Origin of the sequence: Nisaea sp., assembly GCF_965216895.1 — a bacterium.
Lineage (GTDB): Bacteria > Pseudomonadota > Alphaproteobacteria > Thalassobaculales > Thalassobaculaceae > Nisaea.
Window position 1 is genome coordinate 473,469 of sequence record NZ_OZ244205.1, and the last position, 24,550, is coordinate 498,018.

The 24,550-nt window shown below is 64.5% G+C and carries 26 protein-coding genes and 1 riboswitch; of the genes, 13 read left to right on the top strand and 13 right to left on the bottom strand.

Going from position 1 to position 24,550, the window contains the following annotated elements; translation table 11 throughout:
* Positions 1–35: 35 nt before the first annotated feature.
* From ACOOE1_RS02225 to ACOOE1_RS02260, 8 genes are all read right to left on the bottom strand, one after another.
* Positions 36–440, bottom strand: a complete 405-nt coding sequence (locus tag ACOOE1_RS02225; protein ID WP_420404714.1) for a DUF1636 family protein — start codon at positions 438–440, stop codon at positions 36–38.
* A complete protein-coding gene (locus ACOOE1_RS02230; RefSeq protein ID WP_420404715.1) occupies positions 437–1,189 on the bottom strand; it encodes a CbtA family protein in 753 nt (250 codons plus the stop codon). The genes ACOOE1_RS02225 and ACOOE1_RS02230 overlap by 4 nt, the downstream gene beginning before the upstream one ends.
* 9 nt (positions 1,190–1,198) lie before the next feature.
* Positions 1,199–1,378 carry a CbtB domain-containing protein gene (locus ACOOE1_RS02235; protein ID WP_420404716.1) on the bottom strand — a complete coding sequence of 60 codons (180 nt, stop codon included), beginning with the start codon at positions 1,376–1,378 and terminating at the stop codon, positions 1,199–1,201.
* A 75-nt stretch (positions 1,379–1,453) separates the two neighbouring features.
* A riboswitch (cobalamin riboswitch) is annotated at positions 1,454–1,675 on the bottom strand.
* 36 nt (positions 1,676–1,711) lie between these two features.
* Positions 1,712–2,320 carry a sarcosine oxidase subunit gamma gene (locus ACOOE1_RS02240; RefSeq protein WP_420404717.1) on the bottom strand — a complete coding sequence of 203 codons (609 nt, stop codon included), beginning with the start codon at positions 2,318–2,320 and terminating at the stop codon, positions 1,712–1,714.
* Positions 2,313–5,345, bottom strand: coding sequence for a sarcosine oxidase subunit alpha family protein (locus tag ACOOE1_RS02245; protein ID WP_420404718.1), 3,033 nt, complete (start codon positions 5,343–5,345; stop codon positions 2,313–2,315). The genes ACOOE1_RS02240 and ACOOE1_RS02245 overlap by 8 nt, the downstream gene beginning before the upstream one ends.
* Entirely contained in the window at positions 5,342–5,632 is a 291-nt protein-coding gene (locus tag ACOOE1_RS02250) for a sarcosine oxidase subunit delta (protein ID WP_420404719.1), read from the bottom strand. Before ACOOE1_RS02250 ends, ACOOE1_RS02245 begins: the two co-directional genes overlap by 4 nt.
* Before the next feature lie 12 nt (positions 5,633–5,644).
* Positions 5,645–6,901: a sarcosine oxidase subunit beta family protein gene (locus ACOOE1_RS02255; protein ID WP_420404720.1), complete on the bottom strand. Its 1,257-nt coding sequence runs from the start codon at positions 6,899–6,901 to the stop codon at positions 5,645–5,647.
* Between the two features lie 118 nt (positions 6,902–7,019).
* Entirely contained in the window at positions 7,020–7,646 is a 627-nt protein-coding gene (locus tag ACOOE1_RS02260; RefSeq protein WP_420404721.1) for a hypothetical protein, read from the bottom strand.
* Positions 7,647–7,832: 186 nt separating this feature from the next.
* Here ACOOE1_RS02260 and ACOOE1_RS02265 point away from each other — a divergent pair, with 186 nt between their 5' ends.
* Both ACOOE1_RS02265 and ACOOE1_RS02270 read left to right on the top strand, forming a co-directional pair.
* Positions 7,833–9,299, top strand: coding sequence for a peptidoglycan DD-metalloendopeptidase family protein (locus tag ACOOE1_RS02265; protein WP_420404722.1), 1,467 nt, complete (start codon positions 7,833–7,835; stop codon positions 9,297–9,299).
* Between the two features lie 46 nt (positions 9,300–9,345).
* Positions 9,346–9,777 (top strand): bactofilin family protein, encoded by a 432-nt coding sequence (locus ACOOE1_RS02270; protein WP_420404723.1) that lies wholly within the window; start codon positions 9,346–9,348, stop codon positions 9,775–9,777.
* Positions 9,778–9,811: 34 nt separating this feature from the next.
* On the opposite strand, the gene ACOOE1_RS02275 is transcribed toward ACOOE1_RS02270, so the two are convergent.
* From ACOOE1_RS02275 to ACOOE1_RS02285, 3 genes are all read right to left on the bottom strand, one after another.
* Positions 9,812–10,816, bottom strand: coding sequence for a threonine ammonia-lyase (locus tag ACOOE1_RS02275; RefSeq protein ID WP_420404724.1), 1,005 nt, complete (start codon positions 10,814–10,816; stop codon positions 9,812–9,814).
* Between the two features lie 102 nt (positions 10,817–10,918).
* On the bottom strand, positions 10,919–11,623 hold the full coding sequence (locus tag ACOOE1_RS02280) for a haloacid dehalogenase type II (RefSeq protein ID WP_420404725.1): 705 nt from the start codon (positions 11,621–11,623) through the stop codon (positions 10,919–10,921).
* A 6-nt stretch (positions 11,624–11,629) separates the two neighbouring features.
* Positions 11,630–13,756 (bottom strand): transglycosylase SLT domain-containing protein, encoded by a 2,127-nt coding sequence (locus tag ACOOE1_RS02285; RefSeq protein WP_420404726.1) that lies wholly within the window; start codon positions 13,754–13,756, stop codon positions 11,630–11,632.
* 299 nt (positions 13,757–14,055) lie between these two features.
* On the opposite strand from ACOOE1_RS02285, the gene dapA reads away from it, so the two are divergent.
* Both dapA and smpB read left to right on the top strand, forming a co-directional pair.
* Positions 14,056–14,931 carry a 4-hydroxy-tetrahydrodipicolinate synthase gene (dapA, locus tag ACOOE1_RS02290; RefSeq protein ID WP_420406397.1) on the top strand — a complete coding sequence of 292 codons (876 nt, stop codon included), beginning with the start codon at positions 14,056–14,058 and terminating at the stop codon, positions 14,929–14,931.
* 42 nt (positions 14,932–14,973) lie between these two features.
* Complete coding sequence (smpB, locus tag ACOOE1_RS02295; protein ID WP_420404727.1) at positions 14,974–15,444, top strand: SsrA-binding protein SmpB; 471 nt, start codon at positions 14,974–14,976, stop codon at positions 15,442–15,444.
* 9 nt (positions 15,445–15,453) lie between these two features.
* Here smpB and ACOOE1_RS02300 read toward each other — a convergent pair whose 3' ends face one another.
* Together ACOOE1_RS02300 and ACOOE1_RS02305 are read right to left on the bottom strand one after the other, a co-directional pair.
* On the bottom strand, positions 15,454–16,104 hold the full coding sequence (locus tag ACOOE1_RS02300) for a uracil-DNA glycosylase (RefSeq protein ID WP_420404728.1): 651 nt from the start codon (positions 16,102–16,104) through the stop codon (positions 15,454–15,456).
* Positions 16,105–16,122: 18 nt separating this feature from the next.
* Complete coding sequence (locus tag ACOOE1_RS02305) at positions 16,123–16,764, bottom strand: NYN domain-containing protein (RefSeq protein WP_420404729.1); 642 nt, start codon at positions 16,762–16,764, stop codon at positions 16,123–16,125.
* A 217-nt stretch (positions 16,765–16,981) separates the two neighbouring features.
* On the opposite strand from ACOOE1_RS02305, the gene folK reads away from it, so the two are divergent.
* The 9 genes from folK (at position 16,982) to era (ending at position 24,544) form a co-directional block, all read left to right on the top strand.
* Complete coding sequence (gene folK / locus ACOOE1_RS02310) at positions 16,982–17,482, top strand: 2-amino-4-hydroxy-6-hydroxymethyldihydropteridine diphosphokinase (RefSeq protein ID WP_420406398.1); 501 nt, start codon at positions 16,982–16,984, stop codon at positions 17,480–17,482.
* Positions 17,483–17,580: 98 nt separating this feature from the next.
* A complete protein-coding gene (rpoZ, locus tag ACOOE1_RS02315) occupies positions 17,581–17,976 on the top strand; it encodes a DNA-directed RNA polymerase subunit omega (protein ID WP_420404730.1) in 396 nt (131 codons plus the stop codon).
* Between the two features lie 108 nt (positions 17,977–18,084).
* Positions 18,085–20,232 carry a RelA/SpoT family protein gene (locus ACOOE1_RS02320; protein WP_420404731.1) on the top strand — a complete coding sequence of 716 codons (2,148 nt, stop codon included), beginning with the start codon at positions 18,085–18,087 and terminating at the stop codon, positions 20,230–20,232.
* A gap of 105 nt (positions 20,233–20,337) precedes the next feature.
* Positions 20,338–20,934 (top strand): DUF2062 domain-containing protein, encoded by a 597-nt coding sequence (locus ACOOE1_RS02325; RefSeq protein WP_420404732.1) that lies wholly within the window; start codon positions 20,338–20,340, stop codon positions 20,932–20,934.
* Complete coding sequence (locus ACOOE1_RS02330; RefSeq protein ID WP_420404733.1) at positions 20,931–21,686, top strand: pyridoxine 5'-phosphate synthase; 756 nt, start codon at positions 20,931–20,933, stop codon at positions 21,684–21,686. Before ACOOE1_RS02325 ends, ACOOE1_RS02330 begins: the two co-directional genes overlap by 4 nt.
* 7 nt (positions 21,687–21,693) lie before the next feature.
* Positions 21,694–22,116 carry a holo-ACP synthase gene (gene acpS / locus ACOOE1_RS02335; RefSeq protein WP_420404734.1) on the top strand — a complete coding sequence of 141 codons (423 nt, stop codon included), beginning with the start codon at positions 21,694–21,696 and terminating at the stop codon, positions 22,114–22,116.
* A 134-nt stretch (positions 22,117–22,250) separates the two neighbouring features.
* A complete protein-coding gene (gene lepB, locus ACOOE1_RS02340; RefSeq protein ID WP_420404735.1) occupies positions 22,251–22,967 on the top strand; it encodes a signal peptidase I in 717 nt (238 codons plus the stop codon).
* A 7-nt stretch (positions 22,968–22,974) separates the two neighbouring features.
* Positions 22,975–23,649 (top strand): ribonuclease III, encoded by a 675-nt coding sequence (gene rnc / locus ACOOE1_RS02345; RefSeq protein WP_420404736.1) that lies wholly within the window; start codon positions 22,975–22,977, stop codon positions 23,647–23,649.
* Positions 23,642–24,544 carry a GTPase Era gene (era, locus tag ACOOE1_RS02350; protein ID WP_420404737.1) on the top strand — a complete coding sequence of 301 codons (903 nt, stop codon included), beginning with the start codon at positions 23,642–23,644 and terminating at the stop codon, positions 24,542–24,544. The genes rnc and era overlap by 8 nt, the downstream gene beginning before the upstream one ends.
* Positions 24,545–24,550 lie beyond the last annotated feature (6 nt).

A 24,550-nucleotide genomic window follows, 5' to 3' on the forward strand; every position in this document is an offset into this window, starting at 1 on the left:
TCCAGCGGCAACACCGGAACCGCAAGTGCGCGGTTTCAGACGGGGTCCGTCGGCGGTGGAAGAAGGCGGCAGATCACGCCGTGCCGGAAGACGGGCGGGCGCTCTTTCAGTCGCGGCACACCATGCGGGGAGGCGGCGACGGCCCTGGCCGACGCGAGGATTTCCTCGACCTGGGTTTCCGGATCCGCATCCCCGATCACATAGCTCCAGAGACCGGGGCCTCGGAGCGCGACAGTGACCGGTCGGTCGCATACCGCCATGCACTCCACGGCACGCAAGGCGATTCCGGGCAGGCTGGCGCAGGCCGTTTCGAGCCGTTCGAACAGCAAGCGACCGTCGCGGCCGGAACCGTCCGCGGCACGGCAGGAGACGCAGATATCGATGGTGACGGGATGCGGAGGACGGTGTTCGCCGCCCTCCGCCGCAGGATCTCCGCTCACGCGCTTGCGGTGGCTTCTCTGGTCCCGGTGCGCTTCCAGACGAAGCCGGCGACACTGCCGGTCAGCGCCCAGGTCACGGCGTGCACGACCAGCGATGCAGACGCGAAATGCCCCGAGAGTTCGGACGGAACGTTGCTGGTGTAACCGTCCGCATGCGGCGCGCCGATCACGTGCGGAAGCGCGATCAGGGCGAGGCCGGCGACAATGGCAAGCGGACCGGAGACGCGGAGCGCGAGAAACAGTCCCGCAGCCGTCGCGAGCGCGGTGCCGATCCACCATATCTGCCGGTCTTCGAGGACGGCCGCGGCCGAACCCGGAAGTTCCGGGCTGAGGCCCAGAGCGGGGGCAAGGCCGGTCGCCGCGAATGCTGCGGCCCCCCAGGCCAGACCCGAACGGGCGCTGATCTTTGTATCGCTGAGAACCATCGCGGCAAGCAGGATCAGGGCGAAACCAAAGGTGGTCCCGACCGTCGCCAGCGCCGACGAGAGACTGCGCTCGATTCCGTCCTCGGGAGCCCAGGCGTTCTCGCTGCCGTGGTCTTCACCGCCATGGGCCAGGTGGACCAGCGAATCGCTCCGGACGTCCGACGCGTGCGCGACCAGGAAGCGTCCGGCACTGACGATCTCGCCCGACTCGTATTTCTCCGCTTCGAGGATCAGAGGTGTGGTGGTGACTTCCTGCAGTCCGGCTACAAGCGCGCCCGCAAGAAATCCGGCCGCGAGAGCGGCCTTCAGGAATCTCATGACCATGGCGCTGCCTCAGTGGCAGGGAAAGGCCATGCTGTGACGGGTATCGTGCGCAGCGTTGTGGACCGCGTCGGACGCAGCGAATCCGGTCAGGAAGACGATCCCGAGCCCGCCGAGCAGGGCAAAGGCGGCGATCAGCTTTTTCGACGTGCCGACGGAAATCGCCGCAGTCTGTTGCGTGGTTGTGGTCATGTGTCCCTCCGACAAGAGCCGTTCCGGGGAGGCGGCATTTCTGCCAATCCCGGATGTTGCGGTTAAGACGCCGGATCGTCCGGTCGCCGCGTCGGCAGGTCTCCTGGCTCGCGGGTCCCGGCTTCGTCCTGCCTTCCCAGCCCCCGAATGGGGCCAGTGGCTCAGTCCGGACGTCGCTCGCCGCTCACAGTTGCGGGGGCAGCCACGGATTTGGTCCCTGATGGGTACGCCGCACCGTGTTCCCTTTTAATCCTCTGCCGATCTTTCGGCGTCGGAGCCAACATCAGGTAAGAATATCGCTCCCGTTGCGCGCGAACAAGCCAAGATCCGGCTTCAGGCGACCCGGCAGCCGAATTCGAGCGCACCGTCGAGCAGCATCTCGAACAGATGCACGGCATAAGAGCGGTGAACATAGATGTCGTAGACCGGCCCGGCGCTGCGGCAGTCGATCAGCACCGCAGAGTGGAACAGGCTCGTCATCCGGCTGGTCTCCGGCCGAAAGGCGTCCGGATGCAGGTCGATGCTGCAGCCTTTGGCGAGCAGCGTCCGCGCCTCGCGGCCGGAGAGACGGAGGCAGACCCTGGCATGGGAGAGGTCGGTCACGGCCGTACTCTCTGGCAGGGCTGCGCGGAGGATGCCCGCAAGGTCGCGGCTCTCCGGTTCGACAACAATCCAGCGCCCGGTGCCGGTCCCGAGAATGCGCGGGCGGCCGGTTCCGGTCGCGGCGTTGGGCACTTGCGACGGTGTGATGCCGAGCGTTGTGCCTGTTGCTTCGATCAGCTCTCCGGTTCTCTCGGCGCCGGTCTCGACCTGCACGACGGAGAGCGGTGCGCGTTCCGCGAGATGAATGCCCGGGCCATTGAACGGAGTCGCGCCGAAATCGCCCGGTACGCGCACGTTGGAGAGAGCCGAACGGCGGACGGCGGATGCTGGGTCAGCCATGAAGTCGCGCTCCTTCCTCGTCATAGACAACGGGCGAGGTCACCCGGCATTCGACCGCCTCGTCCCGGAGCGGAAAGACAGCCCACACTGTCTCCCCGATGCGCTCCGGTCCGTTCTTCAGCATGGCGAGCGAGATCGGACGGCCGAGATTGGGGCTGAGATAAGCCGTCGAACTGACGTGACCGAGCTTGGGTACCGGCGGCGGGGTTCTCGGATCTTCCACCAGCACGGATCCGGCGCGGATCTTGGTCTTGCCGTCGAGCGGCGTCAGGCCCACGAGCGCCGGGCGCGAGGGATCGGCCATGCATTCCCGGGTCGCAAGTGCGTCGCCGACGAAACGCTTCTTCGTGCTCATCATCCTGCCGAAGCCGAGATCGGCGGCGGTATGCCGTCCGTCGATCTCGCTGACCGTCACGTGGCCCTTCTCTATGCGCAGAATGTTCAGGGCCTCCAGCCCGTAGGGCACCATGCCGTGGTCTGAACCAACCTCAAGGCAGCGCTCCCATGCGGCCGCGCCGTAATCCGCCGGGACGGCGATCTCGTAGGCCAGCTCGCCGGAGAAGCTGATCCGGAAGATTCGTGCCGGGATGCCGCCGAGGCTGGCCATGCGCACGCCCATGAAAGGAAAAGCGTCGTTAGAGAGGTCCGTCTCGGGGAAGAGGTCCGAGAGGATCGCGCGGCTGTTCGGACCGGCGATCGCCATCGCCGCCCACTCGTCGGTGACGGACGCGATCTTCACGTCGAGATCCGGCCAGTGCACCTGGAGCAGCACTTCCAGGTGCTGCATCACCGGGCCTGCCTCGGCGGTCGTGGTGGTCATGTAGTAATGGTTCTCGCCGATCCTGGAGGTGGTGCCGTCGTCCAGCGCGATCCCGTCCTCGCGCAGCATGACGCCGTAGCGCGCCTTGCCGATCGCGAGGGTCTTCCAGCCGTTGATATAGACGCGGTTGAGGAATTCTGCCGCGTCCGCGCCCTGAATATCGATCTTGCCGAGCGTGGAGACGTCGGAAATGCCGGCGGCGTTGCGGACGGCGAGAGTCTCGCGGGTGATCGCCTTGTCCATCGTGGCGCGGGACGGTGTCTCGCCCGGTTCCAGATAATATTGCGGCCGCATCCAGAGCCCCGCCTCGATCATCTTCGCGCCGTTGGCGAGGTGCCAGTCATGCATCGGCGTGCGGCGAACCGGGTGGGCGTGGTGCCCGCGCTCGCGCCCGGCAAAAGCGCCGATGGCGACCGGGGTATAGGGCGGGCGGAAGGTGGTGGTGCCGACAGCGGCGACATCCATCCCGCGCGCTTCCGCCAGGATGCCGTGGCCGTTGATGTTCGAGGTCTTGCCCTGGTCCGTGCCCATGCCGAGCGTGGTGTAGCGCTTCAGATGCTCGACCGAGACATAGCCCTCGCTCTCCGCCAGCTTGACGTCGGAGGCGGCGACGTCGTCCTGCAGGTCGACGAAACTCCGCGCTTTTCGGTCCGGCAGGGCGGGCACCTGCCAGAGGGTCATGAAGGGGCCGGCCGCAGGCTCTTCCGTCGCCGGTGTGGCAGCAAGCGGACCGGCGGCAAAGCCGAGTTCCTCCGCCGCATCGCGTCCGGCGGCGATCCCGTCGGCGAGGCACTCCGCGAGGCCGAACCGGCCGCGCGCGGCACCGATCGAGCGGTCGTTCATCCGCGAGGCTCCTGGCACGAAGGCGGCGATTGCCGGATCATAGACCGGCCGTCCGCTCTGGTGGCTGTGCAGATGGACATTGGGGCTCCATCCGCCGCCAGTGGCCAGCAGGTCGCAGGGTATGAAGCGGGTCTCGGGCATCCTGCCCGAACGGAGGGAATCGAGGTCGGCGATGTCGACGCCTGCGAGGCCGAGATAACCATGCGTGCGGGCGACCGCGGCGCCTTCCACGATATCGATCCCGCATGCGGCGACCTGATCCTTGAGGGCGCTCTGTATGCCAATTCGAGGATCGATCACGCCGCGCACCTCGATTCCGGCACGGGCGAGGTCCAGTGCCGTCCGGTAGCCGTCGTCGCTGTTGGCGAAGACGACGGCACGCCTGCCGGCCTGCACGGCGAAACGGTTGGCATAGGTCCGGGCCGCGCCTGCCAGCATGACACCGGGCCGGTCGTTGCCGTCGAACACCAGGGGGCGTTCGGTTGCACCGGTCGCGAGCAGGATCTTCTTTCCATGGATCAGCCAGCGGCGCTGACGCACCTTGAAAGGCTCCGGCGCGAGAAGGTGATCGGAGACCCGTTCCAGAGCACCGATCGTGTCGCCATCGTAATATCCGAAGGCGGTGGTGCGGGTGAGGAAGGTGACATTCTCCATGTCCTCGAGCGCCGCGACGGTCTTCTGCGTCCACTCCATGGCGGGACGCCCGTCGATAGTTTCCCGCTCGGCACGAAGACGGCCGCCGGGGCGGTCGTTCTCGTCGATCAGGAAGACCCGCGCGCCGCTCCCGCCTGCCTGAAGCGCGGCGGCGAGACCTGCCGGCCCGGCGCCGATCACAACGATGTCGGCATGGCCATGCATCTTGTCGTAACTGTCCGGATCCGGGATATGCTCCGCCGCGCCCATTCCGGCCGCCTTGCGGATGAAATGCTCGTAGAAATGCCAGCCCGGCAGGCCCATGAAGGTCTTGTAGTAAAAGCCCGCGACCAGGAAGCGGGAGGCGAGGTCGTTCACGCCCATCAGGTCGAATTTCAGGTTCGGCCAGCGGTTCTGGCTCTTCGCCTCCAGTCCCGCGAAGAGTTCGATCTGCGTCGCCCGGGTGTTCGGCTCCTGCCGGCCGCCCGAGCGCAGATGCACCAGCGCATTCGGCTCTTCAGGACCGGCGGAATAGATACCCCGCGGACGATGGTACTTGAAGCTGCGGCCGACCAGCCGAACTCCGTTGGCGAGCAGGGCGGAGGCGAGTGTGTCTCCCTCGTAGCCAATATAGTTCCTGCCGTCGAAGCGGAAGCCGAGCGGCCGCGTGCGCTCGATCTCTCCACCCTCGGAAATCCGGTAGGGCTGCTGTTCCTTGCCGCGGATCATTGATCGATCTCCGTCTCGGGAACCGCGATCTCGTCTCCCGGGCGTCCTGCGCCGAGGATTTCGTGTGTCACGGTATCGCGCAGCACCTTCACCACTTCCCGGCAGCCGAGCGAATGGTGCCAGAGCTCCAGATGCGGGCCGCGCGGATTGTCCCGCGTGTAGACATAGTCGACCCAGGCTGGATCGGTTTTCCCGGCACTGTCGGGCCGCTTCTTGGACGCGTCACCGATATAGGTGAATTCCTCGTGCGCCCGGGAGCCGCAATAGGGGCAGTCGATATAGAGCATCTCCGGTGCCTCCTAGTGATGGCCCGGCACGGGGCCGGTTGATTCTTCGTCGATGATGTGACCGCGCTCGAAGCGGTCGAGCCGGAGGCCGGCATTCAGCGGATGCGGCGCGTCCTCGGCGATGGTGTGGGCGAAGACCCAGCCGGAGCCCGGCGTCGCCTTGAAGCCGCCGTAGCACCAGCCGCAATTGAGGTAGAGATTGTCGATCGGCGACTTGCCGATGATCGGACTGCCGTCCATCGACATGTCCATGACGCCGCCCCAGTGGCGCAGCAGCCGGAGGCGGGAGATCGACGGGACCATGGCGAGGCCGGCCCGCATCACATGGTCGATGGTCGGCATGTTCCCGCGCTGGGCGTAGGAATTGTACATGTCGAGATCGCCGCCGAAGACGAGGCCGCCCTTGTCCGACTGGCTGAGATAGAAATGTCCGGCGCCGAAGGTCACGACATGGTCGAAGAACGGCTTCAGCGGTTCCGAGACGAAGGCCTGCAGCACGTGGCTCTCGATCGGCAACTTCAATCCGAGCTTGGATGCGAGGTAACCGGTATTGCCGGCGACCGCGAAGCCGATCTTGCCGCAGCCGATGGTGCCCTGGCTGGTCTCGATCGCCTCGATCCGGTTGCCGTTCCGCCTGAAGCCGGTCACTTCGCAGTTCTGGATGATATCGACACCGAGCCGGTCGGCGCCGCGGGCGAGGCCCCAGGCGACGGCGTCGTGCCGCGCGGTGCCGCCGCGGGGTTGCAGCAGCCCGCCATAGATCGGGAAGCGCGCCTCGTCTGAAAAGTCGAGATGCGGGACCATCTTCATGACCTGCTTGCGGTCCAGGAGTTCGGCGTCGATGCCGTTCAGGCGCATGGAATTGCCGCGCCGCGCAAACCGGTCCATCTGCCCGTCGGAATGGGCGAGATTGAGCACGCCGCGCTGGCTGAACATCACGTTGAAATTCAGCTCTTGGCTCAGCTGCTCCCAGAGCTTCAGCGACTTCTCGTAGAAATGCGCGTTGTCGTCGAGCATGTAGTTGGAGCGCACGATGGTGGTGTTGCGCCCGGTATTGCCGCCGCCGAGCCAGCCTTTCTCGAGCACCGCCACATTGCGCACGCCGTGTATCTTGGCGAGGTAGAAAGCGGTCGCAAGGCCGTGCCCGCCGCCGCCGACGATGACCACGTCGTAGCTCGGCTTCGGCTCCGGGTCGCGCCAGGCGCGCTGCCAGTTCTTGTGCCCCGTCAGCGCGTTCCGGACGAGGCTGAAGACGGAATATTCGGCCATGTGAGGATTGCCTTGTCGGCTGAAGCGGAATTGACAGGTTAACGCCTAGCACCGGCCGCACCGATTCGAAAAGCCGGATTGCGACTCGCACTCGCCGGTATCCGTCATCACGGTCCGCCTACATGCGTTCGACCCGCTCCGCCAGCTGTTCGGTGATGCCGGCGGAGATCCGTCCCGCCTCGCTCGCCATCGCCTCGATGAAGACCAGGAGCGGCTGACCCAGTCTCTGGATCAGGCTGTCCTGATCGGCCGGCGCGCCGGGCTCATCCAGAGCCTGTTTCAGGAGCGTCCGGAAATCGCGATTGACCTGTTCGATTCTGGCCTCGCTGCTGGCGAGCCAGCGCGCCGCGGTCTGGCGCACATGCTTCAGGCTCTCGTCTTTGCGGATGAAATCCTTCACATGGCGTCCGCTTGGGTCGGGGCCGAGGCGGGAGATCATCTCGATGCTGATCCAGGCGAACCACCAGCGCCACGGGTCGGCGCGCAATTCGCCGTCGTCATAGACAATCTGCAACAGGTGCAGCGTGGTGACCGGGGCGTCGTGTTTCAGATGCACGATCTGCGGCGGCAACGCGGTCAGGGCGAACGGATGCAGGCGCTTGTCACTGGGAGGTTTCTTATTCTTCGGCCCTCCCTTGATGCCGAGTTCGCGCATGCGCTCCTCGGTGTCGGCGATCTCGAACCAGTGCCGCAGGGCCATGGCGACGCCCCGGATCTGATCTGCTTGCCATTGTGTCCGGTCCATGACGTCGATTTTACCTCTTTCGGCGAATGGGTTGGTATAATTTCGCGTGGTCTTAGGACGAAGCTGCAGCCATTTCCCCGGCAACTTAGGGTCATCATCCGGCCATCTTCCCCGGCTTGCTTTGGGGCCGCCTCGCAGGTACTCTTGCTGCGGGGACGTCGGAGAAATCTACAAGGCTATTTGCGTATGGAAACGCGCAGCACTTCGCTTGCAAGCACCATAACAGCCTGGATTCATCACATTTTTCGCGAACGCGAGGTAATTCTGCGTTCCGATTCCCGTATTCGCTATTTCACGCTCAGCACCCGCGTGCAGGTCGGGGTCGTCTTGGTCTGGGTGATGCTGGCGGGATGGCTAGGATTCGCTTCGGTCGGCGTCTACATGCAGGACGATCTGCTGCGCGGCAAAGACGTCGCCATTCAGCGCAGCCAGGATTCCTATCGCCAGCTGCTCGATCAGGTTTCCGACTACCAGCTTTCGGTCGTCGCGATCACCCGAGACCTGAAGGAAACCCAGGGACAGCTGCAGCGCCTGTTCGACCAGAACGAGGGTCTCAGGAGCGATCTGACCTCGACCGAATCGCGGCTGCGATACACTCAGGTCGAACGGGACCGGATCAATGCCGGCCGCAAGGCCCTGAACGACCAGTTCAGTCTCCTCGGTCGCGAGCTCCGGCGCATGACCGCCAAGAACAACGGGCTGGAAACGCATATCAGCAATCTGCGGACGCATCTCGAGACGCTGGAGGCGGAGAAGAACGAGATTGCGGCCGAGCGCGAGAAACTCGATGGCCGGCTCTGGCGACTGAACAACGAGCTGGCGGAATCCGTGGCCCAGCGCGAGCAGCTCGCCGAAACGATCGCGCATCTCCGGTCCGATCTCAGGACAGTCATGCTCGAGCGCAGTTCCGGGGCGTCGGAAAACGACGCCCTCCGCTCCCGGATCTCCTCTCTGGAAGCGCGCCTGGCCGATATCGATGCGGAACACCAGCGCCGGCTGCAGCTGATTTCCGATCGCGCGCTCAACAACATTCACGCGGTCGAGGCGGTGCTGCGGCGGACCGGACTCGATCTCGAGCGGATTGCGCCGATGCCGGAAGGCATGATCATGGGGCAGGGCGGCCCGTTCATTCCCTACCATCCGGAGCTTCAGCCGGACCGGGCAGAGGCCGATTTGCCGGAAACCCAGTTGGAACTCAGACTCTCGCGTTGGGAACAGCTGCGCGACGTCTACCTGTCGGTGCCCCTGATCGCGCCGATGAAGGACTATTATTTCACCAGCGGGTTCGGGCGCCGCAAGGATCCGATCAACAAACGCTGGGCCATGCATGCCGGGCTCGACATGTCGGGACCGCGCAAGCAGGAAATCATGGCGGCGGCGCCCGGCAGGGTGATCCGCGCCAAACGCGAGCCGTTCTACGGACGAATCGTCGAAATTGATCATGGCAACGACATCACGACCCGGTACGCCCATTTGAGCAGTATCGCTGTCAAGGTCGGCCAGGAGGTCGGGCTTGGCGAGGTGTTGGGACGCATGGGCAGTTCGGGGCGGAGCACCGCGCCGCATCTGCATTATGAGGTTCGATACAAGAATAGACCCCTGAATCCGCGAAATTTTCTGAAGGCGGGACGTTATGTTTTCAAAAAAGGATAGTCGCGGTCAGCAGCAAGCGCCGCAGAAGCAGGCGGCGCCGTCGATCTTGAGCGCCGACCTGGTCGTCAACGGCAACCTTGTCAGCGAAGGCGACATGCAGGTCGACGGGACTGTCGAGGGCGACATCACGAGCAAGAAGCTGACCATCAGCGCCACGGCGGTCGTCCGCGGCTCGATCGAGGCAGAGGCCATCGTGATCGCCGGCGCGGTCACCGGACAGGTCAAGGCCCGGCATGTCACCCTGAACAAGACGGCGAGGGTCATCGCCGACGTGGTGCAGGAGCGTCTGACGATCGAGCCCGGCGCGTTCTTCGAAGGCAATTGCCGTCACTTCCCGGAAGAAAAGCCGGGCGAGAAAAAGGCGCTCGAGCGGATCGGGGCGAAACCGGACCTGGCGCCGGCCGCCCTGGTCGGCGCTTCGAAGCCGGCCGCAGCCGATGCGGACGCCAAGGAGAAGGATAGCCGCGCGCTCGCCTGAGAGCCTGGGCGCGATCTCCTGACGTGAGCAGCTGTCAGTCTTGTTGACGGGAGAGCGCGCGCGCGAACATTTCCGTGTCAGCATTGCCGCCGGAGCAGACCACCGCGACAGTCTTTCCCGCGATATCGAGCTTGCCGCCGAGCGCGGCCGCAAGGGCAACGGCACCGCCGGGTTCGACGACGATCTTCAGGTACCGGAACGCGGCGGCCATGGCGTCGAGCGCTTCCTCGTCGCTGACGGCGAGACCGCCGGCCAGCAGGGACTTGCAGATGCCGAAGGTAATCTGCCCCGGGGTCGGGGTGACGATGGCATCGCATATCGAGCGCGCTTCGGGAGCGTTGCTCTCGTGTTTGCCGCTGACAAGCGAGCGGGCCATGTCATCGAAGTTCTCCGGCTCCGCCGAATAGACCGGAACGCCCGGTGCGGCGCCGTCGAGCGCGAGGGCGATTCCGGAAACAAGTCCGCCGCCGCCGCAGCAGACGATCACCGCGTCGAGCGTCGCGCCGATCTCCGCTGCCTGTTCGGCGATTTCGAGGCCGATCGTTCCCTGGCCGGCGATCACGCCCGGATCGTCGTAGGGGCGGACCAGCGTGGCCCCGGTTTCCGCCGAGATCCTCTGGCCGATTTCTTCCCGGCTTTCCGAATAGCGGTCGTAGAGAATGACTTCAGCGCCGTAGGCCCGGGTGTTGCCGATTTTCATCTCCGGGGCGTCTTTCGGCATGATGATGCTGGCCTTGATACCGAGCTCGCTCGCCGCATAGGCGACACCCTGGGCATGGTTGCCGGAGGAATAGGCCAGAACGCCCTTCGCACGGTCCGCTTGCGGGATCAGCGACAGCCGGTTCAGCGCGCCGCGATACTTGAAGGAGCCCGTGCGTTGCAGGCACTCCGGCTTGACCAGAAGGCGCGCATTCAGCTTCGCGTTGAGCAGAGGCGCTTCCAGCAGAGGTGTCCGCACGGCTTTGCCCGCAAGACGCTTGGCTGCGGCCCGGACGTCTTCGAAATCGGGCGCGGACAGCGAAGGGGAAAGCTCGTTCATGGCACGAGGGCTCCTGTCAGTTGGTAGGACGCACCGAGGCGGCGCACTGGCGAAACGATAGGAGCGTCTGTTCAGCGGCGCAATTGCAGGATTGTCACGGGATCAATCGCCGAGCAGGGGCGGCAATTCGTCCAGCGTCCGCAGCTCTGCATCGGGCGCCCCCGGCAGCCGTTCGCGGGCCTGGTCAAAGCGGTTGCACCAGGCGACCTTGAAGCCGAAGGCCGAGGCAGCGGTGGCGTCCCATGCATTCGAACTCTGGAAGGAGATGCGGTTCGCATGCACGCCGAGCCGGTCGACCGCGAGCTGATAGACCGACGGATGCGGCTTGTAGACCCCGACCTCCTCGACCGACAGCACCGCATCCATCAGTGCGCCGACGCCGGAGGTCTCGCAGACCTTCTCCAGCATCATCGGCGAACCGTTGGAGAGGATCGCCGTCTTCAGTCCGCGCGATCTCAGCTTCTGCAGTACGCCCAACACTTCGGGGTAGGCGTGCAGCGTGAGATAGCTGTCCATCAGAGCGTCCCGCAAACCGGCCGGGCCGGGATTGCCGAGTACGGAGTCGAGACAGAAGTCGAGCGCGTCCCCGGTCACCTGCCAGAAATCGGCATGCCGGTTCTGCAGCCCCCTCAGCCAGGTGTATTGAAGCTGCTTCATCCGCCACATCTCCGACGTCCGGTCCGCCTGGGTCTCGGGGTCGGGGAACCTTCCGCGGCACTGCGCGACCGCGGAATGGACGTCGAAAAGCGTTCCGTAGGCATCGAACACGCAGGCTTCGATACCTGCGAAAGACGGATGGACAGGCATTGGGCGTTACTCCCCGAGTGGCGCCGACGCTTGATGCGCGTCCAGCAGGATTCCGCAAGCCGTAACGCACCAGACGTCGCGCGGGGAGACCTTGTCCCAGGAAATCACGGGACTGTGACGCCCGCCGAGCCGGGCGCGGTAGACGACGAGACCCTCGAGCACCCGCTGCACATAGTTTCGGGTCTCGCCGAAGGGTATGCGCTCGATCCAGTCGATCACGTCGATCTCGCCATTGCGCGGATCGCCGCGCTCGCGAAGCCAGCGGCCGACATTGCCTGGTCCGGCATTGTAGGCGGCGATCGCGAGAACGTAATTGCCTCTGAAGCGGTCGATCAGCCCGGAAAGATAGGCCCGTCCCAGGCTGATGTTGAAATAGGGGTCCGAGGTCAGCCGGTTCTTCGAGTAACGCTGGTTGACCGACCTGGAGACATGCCGTGCGGTGGCCGGCATCAGCTGCATCAGTCCCCGGGCCCCTGCGCGGCTTCGCGCTTTCTCGTCGAAACCGCTTTCCTGCCGGATAATGGCGAGCATGAGCGCCGGCTCCAGCGGACCGTGCTCCGTTGCGTAGCGGGTCGGGTAGCCTGCTTCCGCGAGCACGATCCCCTTGCGCGCGGCGTTCCTGGCGGCGCGGACGGCGATGTCGAGATAGCCGAGCTTGCGAGCCAGCCGGGCGACCAGCACGGCCTGCGGCCCGTCGTCGGCAAGCCACGCCAGGTGCAGGACGAAGTCGCGCGCAAGTTCATCCTGGCCCACCCGGCTGAGGGCGGAGGCGACCTGAACGAGTTCCGACTGCGAGAATTCGCGGCGCATTTCGCGCGTCGGCTGCGGTTCGCGCGGAAGCTTGAAGTTGTTGGCACCGAGTCGCGCCTGGGCGAGCTGGCCGTAGAAGGTGGCGGGATGGTCCGCGGCCCGCCGGTACCAGGAGCGTGCCTTGAGAGGCTCCTTGAGGGTTTCCGCCGCGCGACCGGCCCAGTATGCCGCGCGGGCGAGGCTGATTGACGTGCTGACGCCGTCATAGAGGCGGGCGAACGCGGCAAGCGCTTCCGCCGGCTTGTCGGCGAAACGCAGCGCAATCCAGCCGGCGTGCCATTCGGCCTCCGCGAAGGTCAGCCCGTCCTGCTGGATATGGGCCGCCGACAGGAGGTAGGCATCCTCCTTGCGGTCCTCGTCGAGCGCGTAGCGGATCTGCCGGGCCCGTTCGCGCCACCAGAGGTCTGCGAATTCCTGCTCCGCCGGTACCGACCAGAGCAGTTCGAGCGCAGAGTCTTTCTTGCCTTTCCGGTGACGCCAGCGAAGCCGTTCATATTGCAGTCCGGGGTCGGTCAGCAGTGCCTCCGGGACACGGCTGATCGCGCCGTCCACACCTGGCGCCTGGGTGCGCAGCGTCATGCGGGCGAGGGCGAGTTTCTGCCTGTCCTTCTCGACCAGGGGCAGCACGCGGCGGGCGGAGGAGAGATGTCCGCGCCACAGCATGCGATCGAGGCGGATCCAGTGATCGTCGGCCCGCAAGAGAGAGCGGTAACGCCGCAGAAACGAACGATGGTCGGCCAGGCCGAATGGCGTCTCGTGCCAATAGGCACGGGCCGCGACGGCGAGCGCCTCCCGGTCGCTGCCCTCCTCCAGGCTGCGCAGATACTTGAGCCGTCCTGCGGCAGACCGGGGAGCGATCTCCGAGAACCAGACGTGCTGCGCGGCCGCCGGAAGGTCGTCCGGCATCCGGAGTTCCGCCAGGTCGACCAGCCGGCGTCTGTCCGGCCAGGCCGGGTTCTTGCGCAGGAAAGACGAGAGCTCGTCGAAGCCGGCGCCGCTCGCCGAATCCTTCAGCCGGAGCCATACAAGGACCTTTTCGAGTTCCGGGCGCGCCGGTTCCCGGGCAAGACTCTCCACCGCCTTCCAATTTCCCTGTTTCGCAAGGGAGAAGGCGCGTCGGTAAGCGGTTGCGCTGTCCTTCGGAACCAGGAGATCGCCGGGGCGCGGTTTCGGCAATGGCGGAGACTGCTCTGTGGGCCGGATTTCTGGCAAGGGCACGGCCGCGAGGCCCGTTTCCGGAGGCAGAATGGCCACGACACCGCCCAGCAGGAGCCCGGCGCCGGCCAGAGCTGCGCACAGGTTCGGTCCAAGTCGGAACAGCATTCGCAGAATTGACCCCCCGTCGGTGCGTCGTGACGCACGGGACCGACCCAAGGTGGCGAGTGACCGCGGGAGCCCGTGCAATGTGAATATGATAGCAGGAAATGAACGCGACGCTAAGTCACCGCGCGCTATGGGTATTTGCCCGGCGAACCAGGCAGCACCGTTCGGGCGGCGGAAAACGGCCGGGCCCGGCATGCTTGTTCTTGTCCCCCTGCGGCGCTGGGCGTATGGTCGCCGTCTTTCTGAAACCAATGCCAATCGGCAGGAGACGAGTCGTGGCCTACAATGCTGGAAATCCGATGTTCAAGGGATCCCTGGTAGCATTGATCACGCCGTTCAAAAACGGCGCGGTCGACGAGGCCGCGTTCCGAAAATTTGTCGACTGGCAGATCGAGGAAGGGACGGAAGGCCTGATCCCGACAGGGACGACCGGCGAATCCCCGACTCTCAGCCATGACGAACACAAGCGGGTGGTGGAACTGTGCATCGAGCAGGCCGCAGGCCGCGTGCCGGTCATCGCGGGTACCGGTTCGAACTCGACCGAAGAGGCGATCGAACTCACCGCTCACGCCAAGGACGCCGGTGCCGACGCGGCGCTGATCGTCACGCCCTACTACAACAAGCCGACCCAGGAAGGCATGTTCCGCCATTTCAAGGCGATTACCGACGCGGTTGATATTCCGGTCATCATCTACAATATCCCGCCGCGTAGCGTGATTGACATGTCGGTCGAGACCATGAAGCGGCTGTCGGAAATCCCGAACATCGTCGGGGTCAAGGACGCGACGGCGAGCGCCACGCGTCCGATCGAGACCCGGCTCGCGATCGGCCCGGACTTCTGCCAGCTCTCGGGCGAGGACGGGACGGTGGTGCCGTATCTCTCCCAGGGCGGCCATGGCTGCATCTCGGTGACTGCGAATGTGGCACCGGGCCCGCTGTCGCGGATGCACAAGGCCTGGGGTGAGGGTGACGTCGACACCGTGCGGACGATCAACGACCGGCTTTATCCGCTGCACCAGGCCCTGTTCTGCGAAAGCAGCCCGGGCCCGGTCAAATATGCGGCGAGCCTGCTGGGCATCTGCGAGGCGACCGCGCGTCTGCCGATTTGCGAGATCGCCGACAGCAGCAAACAGAAAGTGGAATCCGCCCTCCGGCATGCCGGTCTGCTGAACTGATCGGCGGGCCGGGGCCGGGCCGGCGGCTGAAGGAATTCTCCCATGTCGGGACAGAAATCGGGCGACCACGTGATCGCCAAGAACCGCCGTGCGCGGCACGACTACTTTATCGAGGACACCATCGAAGCCGGTCTTGTGCTGACCGGCTCCGAGGTGAAGAGCCTGCGTGACGGCAAGGCGAGCATCGGCGAGTCCTATGCGGGGCAGGACAGGGGCGAGCTGACCCTCTTCAATGCGCATATCCCGGAATATCCCGCGGCCGAGCCTTTCAACCACGAACCGCGCCGTCCGCGGCGTCTCCTGGTGCACAAGAAGGAGAGGGACAAGCTGCTTGGCCTGATCCAGCGCGAAGGCGCGACCCTGGTGCCGCTGCAGCTCTATTTCAACCGGCGCGGCATTGCCAAGCTGGCGCTCGGCATTGCCAAGGGCAAGAAGCAGCGGGACAAGCGCGAGACCGAGAAGAAGCGGGACTGGCAGCGCGAGAAGGCGCGGTTGATGCGCGACAAGGGGTGAGGCGTCGCCTCAGTCGCCGTCGAGGAGTCCACGCACGGTCCGGAAAACATCCTCGAACATTTCTTCGGTGAGCTTGCCCGTGTTCGTGTTGTAGCGCGAGCAATGGTAGGAATTGACCAGCGCGAAGCCGCTGCCCGGTTCGTGCACGCTGTTATGGCCGAACTTGAAGCGGTTCTTCGGGATGCCGAGGGCGGAGAGAATGGCGCCATGCGCCAGCCCGCCGAGCGCGAGCACCACGCGGCGCGGGCCCGCAAGCTCCATCTGAAGGAACGGCGCGCAGGCCTTCACCTCGGCACCGACCGGCTTGTTCTCCGGCGGCACGCAGCGCACCGCGTTGGTGATCCGGCAATCGACGAGCGCAAGATCGTCCTCGCCTTCTCTGTCGTAGCTGCCGCTGCTGAACCCGAAGCGTCCGAGTGTCTGGTAGAGCAGATCGCCCGCATAGTCGCCGGTGAACGGCCGCGCGGTCCGGTTGGCGCCGCGGAGACCCGGGGCGAGTCCGACAATGAGGAAGGCCGCGTCCTTCGGTCCGAAGGAGACGACCGGTCCGTTATGCCAGTCCGGGAACTTCTCCCGGTTCGCATGGCGGAAATCGACGAGACGAGGACAGAGCGGGCAGTCGCGTCCCGGCTCCGCAAGAGAGGCGATCGCTGACGGCATCGGACGAAACGCCGTGGCTCAGTATTTCGGACGACGTGGCGTCACTTCGGCCTCGTCGAGATCCTCGTAATCGTCGTCCTCATCGGCCTCGTCCTCGAAGCGCGACTGTTGCGGACGCGGCGGCCGGTCCTGGTGGCTGCGGGCGATCTTCGCCTGGAAGTCCTGCAGCTCGAGGAAGTGATCGGCCTGGCGGCGCAGTTCGTCGGCGATCATCGGCGGCTGGGACTTTACCGTCGAGACGACGGTAACGCGCACGCCCTTGCGCTGGACGGCCTCGACAAGCCGGCGGAAATCGCCGTCGCCGGAGAACAGAACCACATGATCGAGATGCTCCGACATTTCCAGGACATCGATCGCAAGCTCGATATCCATATTGCCCTTGATCTTCCGCCGGCCCGAGGCGTCGGTATACTCCTTGGTCGGCTTGGTGACCATTGTGTAGCCGTTGTAGTCAAGCCAGTCGACCAGAGGGCGAATCGGCGAGTATTCCTCGTTTTCGATCAGGGCTGTGTAGTAGAAGGCCCGGACCAGACGGCTCTCATCGGCAAAGACAGAGAGAAGTTTTCGGTAATCGATGTCGAAACCGAGCGAACGGGCGGCCGAATACAAATTGGCGCCGTCGATGAATAGACCGGTTCTTTCCTGAGGGTAAAAATGCATAAATTGTTCCTTTGATAATGTTCTTTTCAGCACAATAAATGCTGTTTAGCACAATAGAGCAGCGGCAGCGGTCATCCGCAAGTAACGTCAGGTTGTGATTATGCCGCGCCTGATTTCAGAAAAATTGCCGTTCTTTTCTGTCAGGCAACCCGGCTATACCAAAGTTTCCATGCAGGCTCAATTTCCTTGCTTCCGGCTGAGGCGGTGAACCTTGTCCATGATATTCTTGGGGGTAGGGGCAAATCTCCCCAGCCCGCGTTATTCGTCCCCGCGCGCGACACTGGAAGCGGCGGTCCGCGACCTGGCCGCGTCGGGCATCGTCTCGCTCGCAGTGTCTCGCTGGTATGAGAGTGCGCCGGTGCCTGTGTCCGATCAGCCGTGGTACGTGAACGCGGTCTATCGGATCGAAACCGACCTGGCGCCGGACCGGCTGCTCGATGCATTGCACCGGGTCGAGGCGGATTACGGACGTGTGCGGGGCGTGGTGAACGCTCCACGCGTGATCGATCTCGATCTTCTGGATTATCGCGGAATCTGCCGGGACGGCGCGGAGAAGGGACCGGTACTGCCACATCCGCGGTTGCACGAGCGCGCTTTCGTGCTCCTGCCGTTGCGAGATCTGGCGCCGGGCTGGACGCATCCGCGCTCGGGCGCGTCGATCGATAACCTGATCGCGGAACTGGATCCGGGACAGACGGCGCGTCCGATGGAATCCTGAAAGAAGGGCGTGGAACCTGACCTAAATCGCTTGCTCCAGCCTCGCCGAACCAATATATATCTTCCTTTCCGGTATCTTTTGGAACGGGACGCAAACCCATGGCACGGGTCACGGTTGAAGACTGCATTTTGGAAATTCCGAACCGGTTCGATCTGGTGATGGTCGCGGGCCAGCGCGCGCGGGACATCTCCGCGGGCGGTCAGCTCACGGTCGATCGGGACAACGACAAGAACCCGGTCGTGGCGCTGCGCGAGATCGCGGACCGCACGGTCGACCTCGAAGCTCTTCGCGAAGCGCTGGTGAAGGGCCTGCAGCGGGTCGTCGAGGACGACGGTCCGGAAGAAGACGACATGAGCGCGCTCGAGGCCGATGGCGGTGCCGCCATCGAGGACGCTGCGGATGCGTTGGGCATGCAGATCCAGTCCGCAAACGAAGAGGGCGCCGGTGGCGGATTCGAGGACGTTGATGACGAGGTCCTCGGACGCGAGGGGTAAGCCTCTCCGGCTCCCCGTTTTTCATTCTCTCCGCCGCGTTGGGGCTGGAGCCGCTTCGTGCGGCCCTGATATCATGAGCGCGTTCCCGCATTGTGCCGAGGGGCGCGCATGATCCGCCAATACGAACTGGTCGAACGGGTCAAGAACTACGATCCGGGCATGGACGAGGATGCGCTGAACCGCGCCTATGTCTATGCCATGAAGATGCACGGCTCGCAGACACGCGCGTCGGGGGATCCGTATTTCTCCCATCCGCTCGAGGTCGCCGGCATCCTGACCGACATGCGCCTCGATACCAGCACGATCATCACGGCGCTGCTGCACGACACGATCGAAGACACTGCGGCGACGCCGGAGGACATCAAGCGGATTTTCGGCGCCGATATCCTGCGTCTCGTGGACGGCGTCACCAAACTGACCCGGATCGAACTTCAGTCCGACCGGACGAAGCAGGCGGAGAATTTCCGCAAGCTGGTGCTCGCGATGAGCGAGGACATCCGCGTCCTTCTGGTGAAGCTGGCCGATCGCGTCCACAATATGCGGACGCTGCACTTCATCGCCTCGGAGGAAAAGCGCCGCCGCATCGCCGCGGAAACCATGGATATCTACGCCCCGCTCGCCGAGCGCATCGGCATCCAGTCGATGCGGGACGAGCTCGAGGACCTGGCCTTCGCGGAGCTCAATTCGGACGCCCGCACCTCGATTCTGAAACGCCTTGATTATCTCTATGACGAAGGCAGCGACACCGTCGACCGGATCATCGGCGAATTGATGGAGACGGCGAAAGGCGTCGGACTTGGACCCGAAATCTCCGGACGCCGCAAATCGCCCTATTCGGTCTGGCTGAAGATGCAGCGCAAGGATGTCGGATTCGAACAGCTCTCCGATATCATGGCCTTCCGCCTCGTGGTCGAGGACGTTGGCGAGTGCTACCAGCTTCTGGGAGCCGTTCACGGCAAGTACCCGGTGATTCCGGGGCGCTTCAAGGACTATATCAGCACGCCCAAGCCGAACGGCTACCAGTCGCTTCATACCGGCATTATCGGCCCGCTGAAGAAACGCATCGAGATCCAGATCCGCACCCGGGAGATGCACGAGGTCGCCGAACTCGGCGTCGCCGCGCACTGGGTCTACAAGGAAGGCCCGGAGCATAGCCGCGAGGGCAAGAAGTACCGCTGGATACGCGAGCTTCTCGAAATTCTCGAGCACGCCTCCGGACCGGAGGAGTTCCTCGAGCATACCAAGCTCGAGATGTATCAGGATCAGGTCTTCTGTTTCACCCCGAAGGGCGACCTGATCTCGCTGCCGCGCGGCGCGACGCCGGTGGATTTCGCCTATGCGGTCCATTCCGAAGTCGGCGACCGCTGCGTCGGCGCGCGCATCAATGACCGCCTCATGCCGTTGACGACTCCGTTGAAAAACGGGGACCAGGTCGCGGTCTCCACGTCCAAGACCTCGACCCCGTCGCCGACCTGGGAACAGTTCGTCGTCACCGGCAAGGCCAAGGCGCGGATCCGGCGCTTCGTCCGGCTGCAGCGGCGCCAGCAATTCGCCGATCTCGGGCGCGCCATCATGCAGAAGGTGTTCCGCCAGGAGGCGCAGAAATACTCGGACAAGGTGCTGGAGCCGGTGCTTTCCAGGTTCCAGTCCGAAACCGTCGAGGATCTTCTCGCGGGCGTCGGCGAGGGCGTCCTGAGCGACCGGGAAGTGCTGCATGCGGCTGTCCCGGAAACCCGACCGGCGCCGGGCAAGCAGAACGTGGTGCCGATTTCCAGGGCGCGGACCAAGGCGCGCAAGGGCAGCGCCGACGCGGTGCCGCTGCGCGGCCTCATTCCGGGCATGGCGGTGCATTACGCACGCTGCTGCCACCCCTTGCCGGGCGAGCGCATCGTCGGGATCGTGACCACCGGCAAGGGAGTCACGATCCACACGATCGACTGCGACACGCTGGAGAACTTTCATGCGACGCCGGAGCGTTGGCTCGATGTTTCCTGGGATCTGGAGACGGAAAACGGTATGCATGTCGGGAGGCTCGACGTGGTCCTGGCCAACGAGCCGGGCAGCCTCGGCAGCCTTTCGACCGTCATCGGCAAGAGCCGTGGCAACATCATCAACCTGAAGATCGTCAATCGTTCGACGGACTTCTTCGAGCTGTTTATCGATGTTGAGGTGGGAGATGTTCGTCATCTGACGGAGATCATTGCCGCCCTTCGTGCGACTCCGGTCATCAATTCGGTGGATCGCGCGCGGGGCTGACCCAAATAAAGAGGGGTGCCGGCGCTCCGGTGGCAGGAGCATCGATACGGCGCCATGTGAGTTCGCAGCGGGAAAGGTTCGGCGTCCATGTTCAAGCGCCGGCAAATGCCGGGTATCACGTCGAAGGTCAGGGATTTTGTCTGGCCGCGGATGGGCTTTACGCGCCTCTGGCGCTATCTGCTCCACCGGCTCGGTCGTATGCCCGGGACGCCGTACAGCATCGCCGCCGGCTTTGCCTGCGGAGCGGCGGCCTCCTTTACTCCTCTGATCGGCTTCCATTTCATCCTGGCCGGACTGTTCGCCTGGGCGATCCGCGCGAACATACTCGCGTCGGCGATCGGAACCGTGATCGGCAATCCCTGGACCTTTCCCTTCATCTGGCTCTGGATCTACAAGGTCGGGGGCTGGATCATGGGGGCGCCGGAGGACGGGCCGCCGCCGCAATTGACCTTTGACATGATAGTGGGAATCATTTCCGGAGAGACCCTGGGGCAAAGCCTGGATGTGCTTCTGACCATGACCGTCGGCGGCCTTCTCACCGGAGCAGCCGTCTGGATTCTCTTCTACCTGCCCTTGTCGGGGATGATCCACGGCTACCGGGCGCGAAAGGTCCAGCGGCGTGCCGACGCAGCGGCCAGAAAATCCGCACGGGACGGTGTGCTCGAGGGCCAGGTCTCCGAGCAGGGAGCGGGAAGTCGATGAGTTATCTCAGACTCGGTGTGAATATCGATCATGTGGCGACGATCCGGAACGCCCGGGGCGGCGCGCACCCCGATCCGGTCCGCGCGGCGCGCCTCGCGGCGGATGCGGGGGCGGATGGCATCACCGCGCATCTGAGGGAAGACCGCCGGCATATTTCGGACGGCGATATCGAGCGCCTGACACGGGAAATCGATCTGCCGCTGAATTTCGAAATGGCGGCGACGGACGAGATGCTCGAGATCGCTTTGAAACACCGGCCGCATGCGGCCTGCATCGTGCCGGAAAAGCGAGAGGAAGTGACCACCGAAGGCGGACTGGACGCAGCCGGTCTGCATAATCATCTGACCCGCTTCTGTTCTGAATTGAGGTCGGCAGGGATCAGGGTTTCGCTCTTCATCGAGGCGGACAAGCGGCAGATCGATGCGGCCGTCTCGCTTGGCGCCCCGGTGGTGGAACTGCATACGGGCGCCTATTGCGAGGCCGCGACCGAGGCCGAGCGCGTCGCGCATCTCGACCGTATCCGCGCGGCGGCGCGCTATGGCGCGGAGCGAGGCATCGAGATGCATGCCGGGCACGGCCTTTCCTTCGACACCGTCGGGCCGATTGCCGAGATGCCCGAGTTCCATGAACTGAATATCGGCCACTTCCTGGTCGGCGAGGCGATTTTCGGCGGGTTGGACAGCGCCATCCGCCGCATGCGCGCGCTGATGGACAAGGCCCGCGCCGGCGCGTCCGGCAGGATCGGCGCTTGACCGCCACATGATCCTCGGCATCGGCAGCGACCTCGTCGACATCACCCGGATCGAACGCTCCATCGAGCGCTTCGGCGACCGCTTCCTGGCCCGGATCTTTACCGATAGGGAACGCGCGCGGGCCGACAACAAGGCCAACCGCGCAGCGGTATATGCCAAGCGCTTCGCCGCGAAGGAAGCGATCTGGAAAGCGCTGGGCGAGGAAGACAGGGCCGGGATCCAGTGGCGGGAACTGGAGGTAGTGAACGATGCCTCCGGCAAACCTTCCTTTGAACTCAGCGGCGTTGCCGCTGCCCGCCTGCAAGAGATCACGCCGGGCGGCTACGTCGCCCGTGTCGATCTCAGTCTTTCGGACGAACCGCCGATGGCGCAGGCTTTCGTCGTGATATCTGCCGAACCTGCCGGTCTGCGCGAGAAAGCCGGTGCATAGGGCGTCCGGCTTGCCGTCACCGGGCGAATGCGGCATACATTGCGCCTTGCCCGCCGCTGCCGCGGACGGCCGATGACGGATCTCCGCCATCCGAACGTGATCTGAAAGACCATCACCGCGCCCCCGGGAGTACCATGCGGGAATTCATCAAGACTCTCGTCTACGCCATTCTGATTGCGGTTGCCTTCAGGACCGTCGCGTACGAGCCCTTCAACATCCCGTCGGGTTCCATGTTCCCGACGCTTCTGGTCGGTGACTATCTGTTCGTTTCGAAACCGTCCTACGGCTACAGCCGGCATTCCCTGCCGTTCTCGCCGGCTCTCTTCGACGGCCGGATCCTCGCCTCCGCGCCGGAGCGGGGCGATGTTGCCGTGTTCAAGAAGCCGACGGACGAGTCGACGGATTACATCAAGCGGGTGATCGGCCTCCCGGGCGACCGGATCCAAATGAAGCAGGGGCGGCTGCATATCAATGGGGAGATGGTTCCCCGGCGCCGGGTCGAGGATTACGTTATGACCGATCCCTACGGTCGCGCAGTCTCGATCCCGCAATTCATCGAAACGCTCCCGAACGGGGTCGAGCACCATATCCTCGAGCAGCTGGGCGATCGCGCGCAGCACGACAATACGCGGGAGTTTGAAATCCCCGAGGGGTTCTATTTCATGATGGGCGACAACCGGGACAATTCCCTCGACAGCCGGGACGGGTCCGTCGGCTTGGTGCCGTTCGAGAATTTCGTCGGCCGGGCGGAATTCCTGTTCTTCTCCACCGACGGCAGCGCCCGGGGCTACGAGTTCTGGAAGTGGCCGTTCGCGACACGCTACAGCAGGTTGTTCCAGGCCATTGAGTAACCGCGAGATGGAAGCCGACCTCGGAGAACTCGAAGACCTACTTGGTCACAAATTCGGCCATTCCGACGTGTTGCGCCGGGCGGTCACGCACGCGAGCGCGGAACCCCGGGCCTGGAACGCCTATGAGCGGCTGGAATTCCTTGGAGACCGGGTGCTTGCGCTGGTGATGGCGGAACATCTGCTCGACCGCTTTCCGCACGAGCGCGAGGGCGCGATCGCCAAGCGCCATGTCGGACTGGTCCGCCGCGAGGCGCTCTCCGAAGTGGCGCGGCAGATCGGGCTCGGACGCTTTCTCATCGTCTCGCGCGGCGAGACCGAGGCAGGGGTGCGGGAGAGCGAGACGATCCTCTCCGACGCCATGGAAGCGGTAATCGGCGCACTCTATCTCGATGGCGGGCTGGAGGCGGCGCGGCGGTTCATCCTGAAATGCTGGAACCCCCTGGTCGAAGCCGAGGTGAGGCCGCCGCAGGACGCAAAGACAACCTTGCAGGAATGGGTGCAGGCCCGGAAGATACCGTTGCCGACATACGAGACCGTCGGCCGTGACGGTCCGGCACATGCGCCGGAATTCACCGTGCGCGTCTCCGTCGAGGGGGTCGGCTCGGAGACCGGCACCGGAAAATCGAAACGGGTCGCCGAACAGGATGCGGCCGGCAAGATGATGGCGAAACTGGATGACTGAGAACACCCGCGCGGGCTTTGTTGCCGTCGTCGGCGCGCCGAACGCAGGCAAGTCGACGCTGGTGAACCGGCTGGTCGGCTACAAGGTCTCGATCGTGACCCGCAAGGTGCAGACCACGCGCACCCGGATCCGCGGGGTCTGCATGCACGGGCCGACGCAGATCGTCCTTGTCGATACCCCCGGCATCTTCGAGCCCAAACACAGGCTCGACCGGGCGATGGTGCACGCGGCCTGGGAAGGGGCGGGGGATGCCGATCTCGTCGTCCTGATGGTGGACGCCTCGCGGAAGAAGGTCGACCCGGATACACGGCGGATCATCGAGGGCCTGCAGAAGACCGGCCGAAAGGCCGTCCTGGTCCTGAACAAGATCGATGCGATCCAGCGAGACGTCCTGTTGCCGTTCGCCGCCGAACTGGCGGAAACCGGAATCGCCGAGGAAACCTTCATGATCTCGGCCGAGACCGGTGACGGTTGCGACGATCTGCTGGATTACCTGGCGGAGCGGATGCCGGCCGGCCCCTATCTCTATCCGCCTGACGAAGTGACGGATCTGCCGCTGAGGCTGCTGGCGGCCGAGATCACCCGCGAGGAGGTCTTCAACCGGCTGCATCAGGAACTGCCCTATGCGGCGACTGTGGAGACCGAGCAGTGGGTCGAAAAGGAGGACGGCAGTGCGGTCGTCAACCAGGTGATCTTCGTGCAGCGCGAGGGCCAGAAGAAGATCATGCTCGGCAAGAACGGCTCGATGATCAAGGCCATCGGGGCGGCGGCGCGGCGCCAGATGCAGGAGATCTTCGACAAGCGAATCCATCTCTTCGTCTTCGTCAAGGTGCGCGAGAACTGGATTGACGATCCGGAGCGCTATCGTGACTGGGGCCTTGACCCGGACGCCTGAGGTGGC

Coding starts and splice junctions, on each gene's coding strand:
- ACOOE1_RS02230 (WP_420404715.1), bottom strand. CDS start 1,189: ATGGTCATGAGATTCCTGAAGGCCGCTCTCGCGGCCGGATTTCTTGCG.
- ACOOE1_RS02235 (WP_420404716.1), bottom strand. CDS start 1,378: ATGACCACAACCACGCAACAGACTGCGGCGATTTCCGTCGGCACGTCG.
- ACOOE1_RS02240 (WP_420404717.1), bottom strand. CDS start 2,320: ATGGCTGACCCAGCATCCGCCGTCCGCCGTTCGGCTCTCTCCAACGTG.
- ACOOE1_RS02245 (WP_420404718.1), bottom strand. CDS start 5,345: ATGATCCGCGGCAAGGAACAGCAGCCCTACCGGATTTCCGAGGGTGGA.
- ACOOE1_RS02250 (WP_420404719.1), bottom strand. CDS start 5,632: ATGCTCTATATCGACTGCCCCTATTGCGGCTCCCGGGCGCACGAGGAA.
- ACOOE1_RS02255 (WP_420404720.1), bottom strand. CDS start 6,901: ATGGCCGAATATTCCGTCTTCAGCCTCGTCCGGAACGCGCTGACGGGG.
- ACOOE1_RS02260 (WP_420404721.1), bottom strand. CDS start 7,646: ATGGACCGGACACAATGGCAAGCAGATCAGATCCGGGGCGTCGCCATG.
- ACOOE1_RS02265 (WP_420404722.1), top strand. CDS start 7,833: ATGGAAACGCGCAGCACTTCGCTTGCAAGCACCATAACAGCCTGGATT.
- ACOOE1_RS02275 (WP_420404724.1), bottom strand. CDS start 10,816: ATGAACGAGCTTTCCCCTTCGCTGTCCGCGCCCGATTTCGAAGACGTC.
- ACOOE1_RS02280 (WP_420404725.1), bottom strand. CDS start 11,623: ATGCCTGTCCATCCGTCTTTCGCAGGTATCGAAGCCTGCGTGTTCGAT.
- ACOOE1_RS02285 (WP_420404726.1), bottom strand. CDS start 13,756: ATGCTGTTCCGACTTGGACCGAACCTGTGCGCAGCTCTGGCCGGCGCC.
- dapA (WP_420406397.1), top strand. CDS start 14,056: ATGTTCAAGGGATCCCTGGTAGCATTGATCACGCCGTTCAAAAACGGC.
- smpB (WP_420404727.1), top strand. CDS start 14,974: ATGTCGGGACAGAAATCGGGCGACCACGTGATCGCCAAGAACCGCCGT.
- ACOOE1_RS02300 (WP_420404728.1), bottom strand. CDS start 16,104: ATGCCGTCAGCGATCGCCTCTCTTGCGGAGCCGGGACGCGACTGCCCG.
- ACOOE1_RS02305 (WP_420404729.1), bottom strand. CDS start 16,764: ATGCATTTTTACCCTCAGGAAAGAACCGGTCTATTCATCGACGGCGCC.
- folK (WP_420406398.1), top strand. CDS start 16,982: ATGATATTCTTGGGGGTAGGGGCAAATCTCCCCAGCCCGCGTTATTCG.
- rpoZ (WP_420404730.1), top strand. CDS start 17,581: ATGGCACGGGTCACGGTTGAAGACTGCATTTTGGAAATTCCGAACCGG.
- ACOOE1_RS02320 (WP_420404731.1), top strand. CDS start 18,085: ATGATCCGCCAATACGAACTGGTCGAACGGGTCAAGAACTACGATCCG.
- ACOOE1_RS02325 (WP_420404732.1), top strand. CDS start 20,338: ATGCCGGGTATCACGTCGAAGGTCAGGGATTTTGTCTGGCCGCGGATG.
- ACOOE1_RS02330 (WP_420404733.1), top strand. CDS start 20,931: ATGAGTTATCTCAGACTCGGTGTGAATATCGATCATGTGGCGACGATC.
- acpS (WP_420404734.1), top strand. CDS start 21,694: ATGATCCTCGGCATCGGCAGCGACCTCGTCGACATCACCCGGATCGAA.
- lepB (WP_420404735.1), top strand. CDS start 22,251: ATGCGGGAATTCATCAAGACTCTCGTCTACGCCATTCTGATTGCGGTT.
- rnc (WP_420404736.1), top strand. CDS start 22,975: ATGGAAGCCGACCTCGGAGAACTCGAAGACCTACTTGGTCACAAATTC.
- era (WP_420404737.1), top strand. CDS start 23,642: ATGACTGAGAACACCCGCGCGGGCTTTGTTGCCGTCGTCGGCGCGCCG.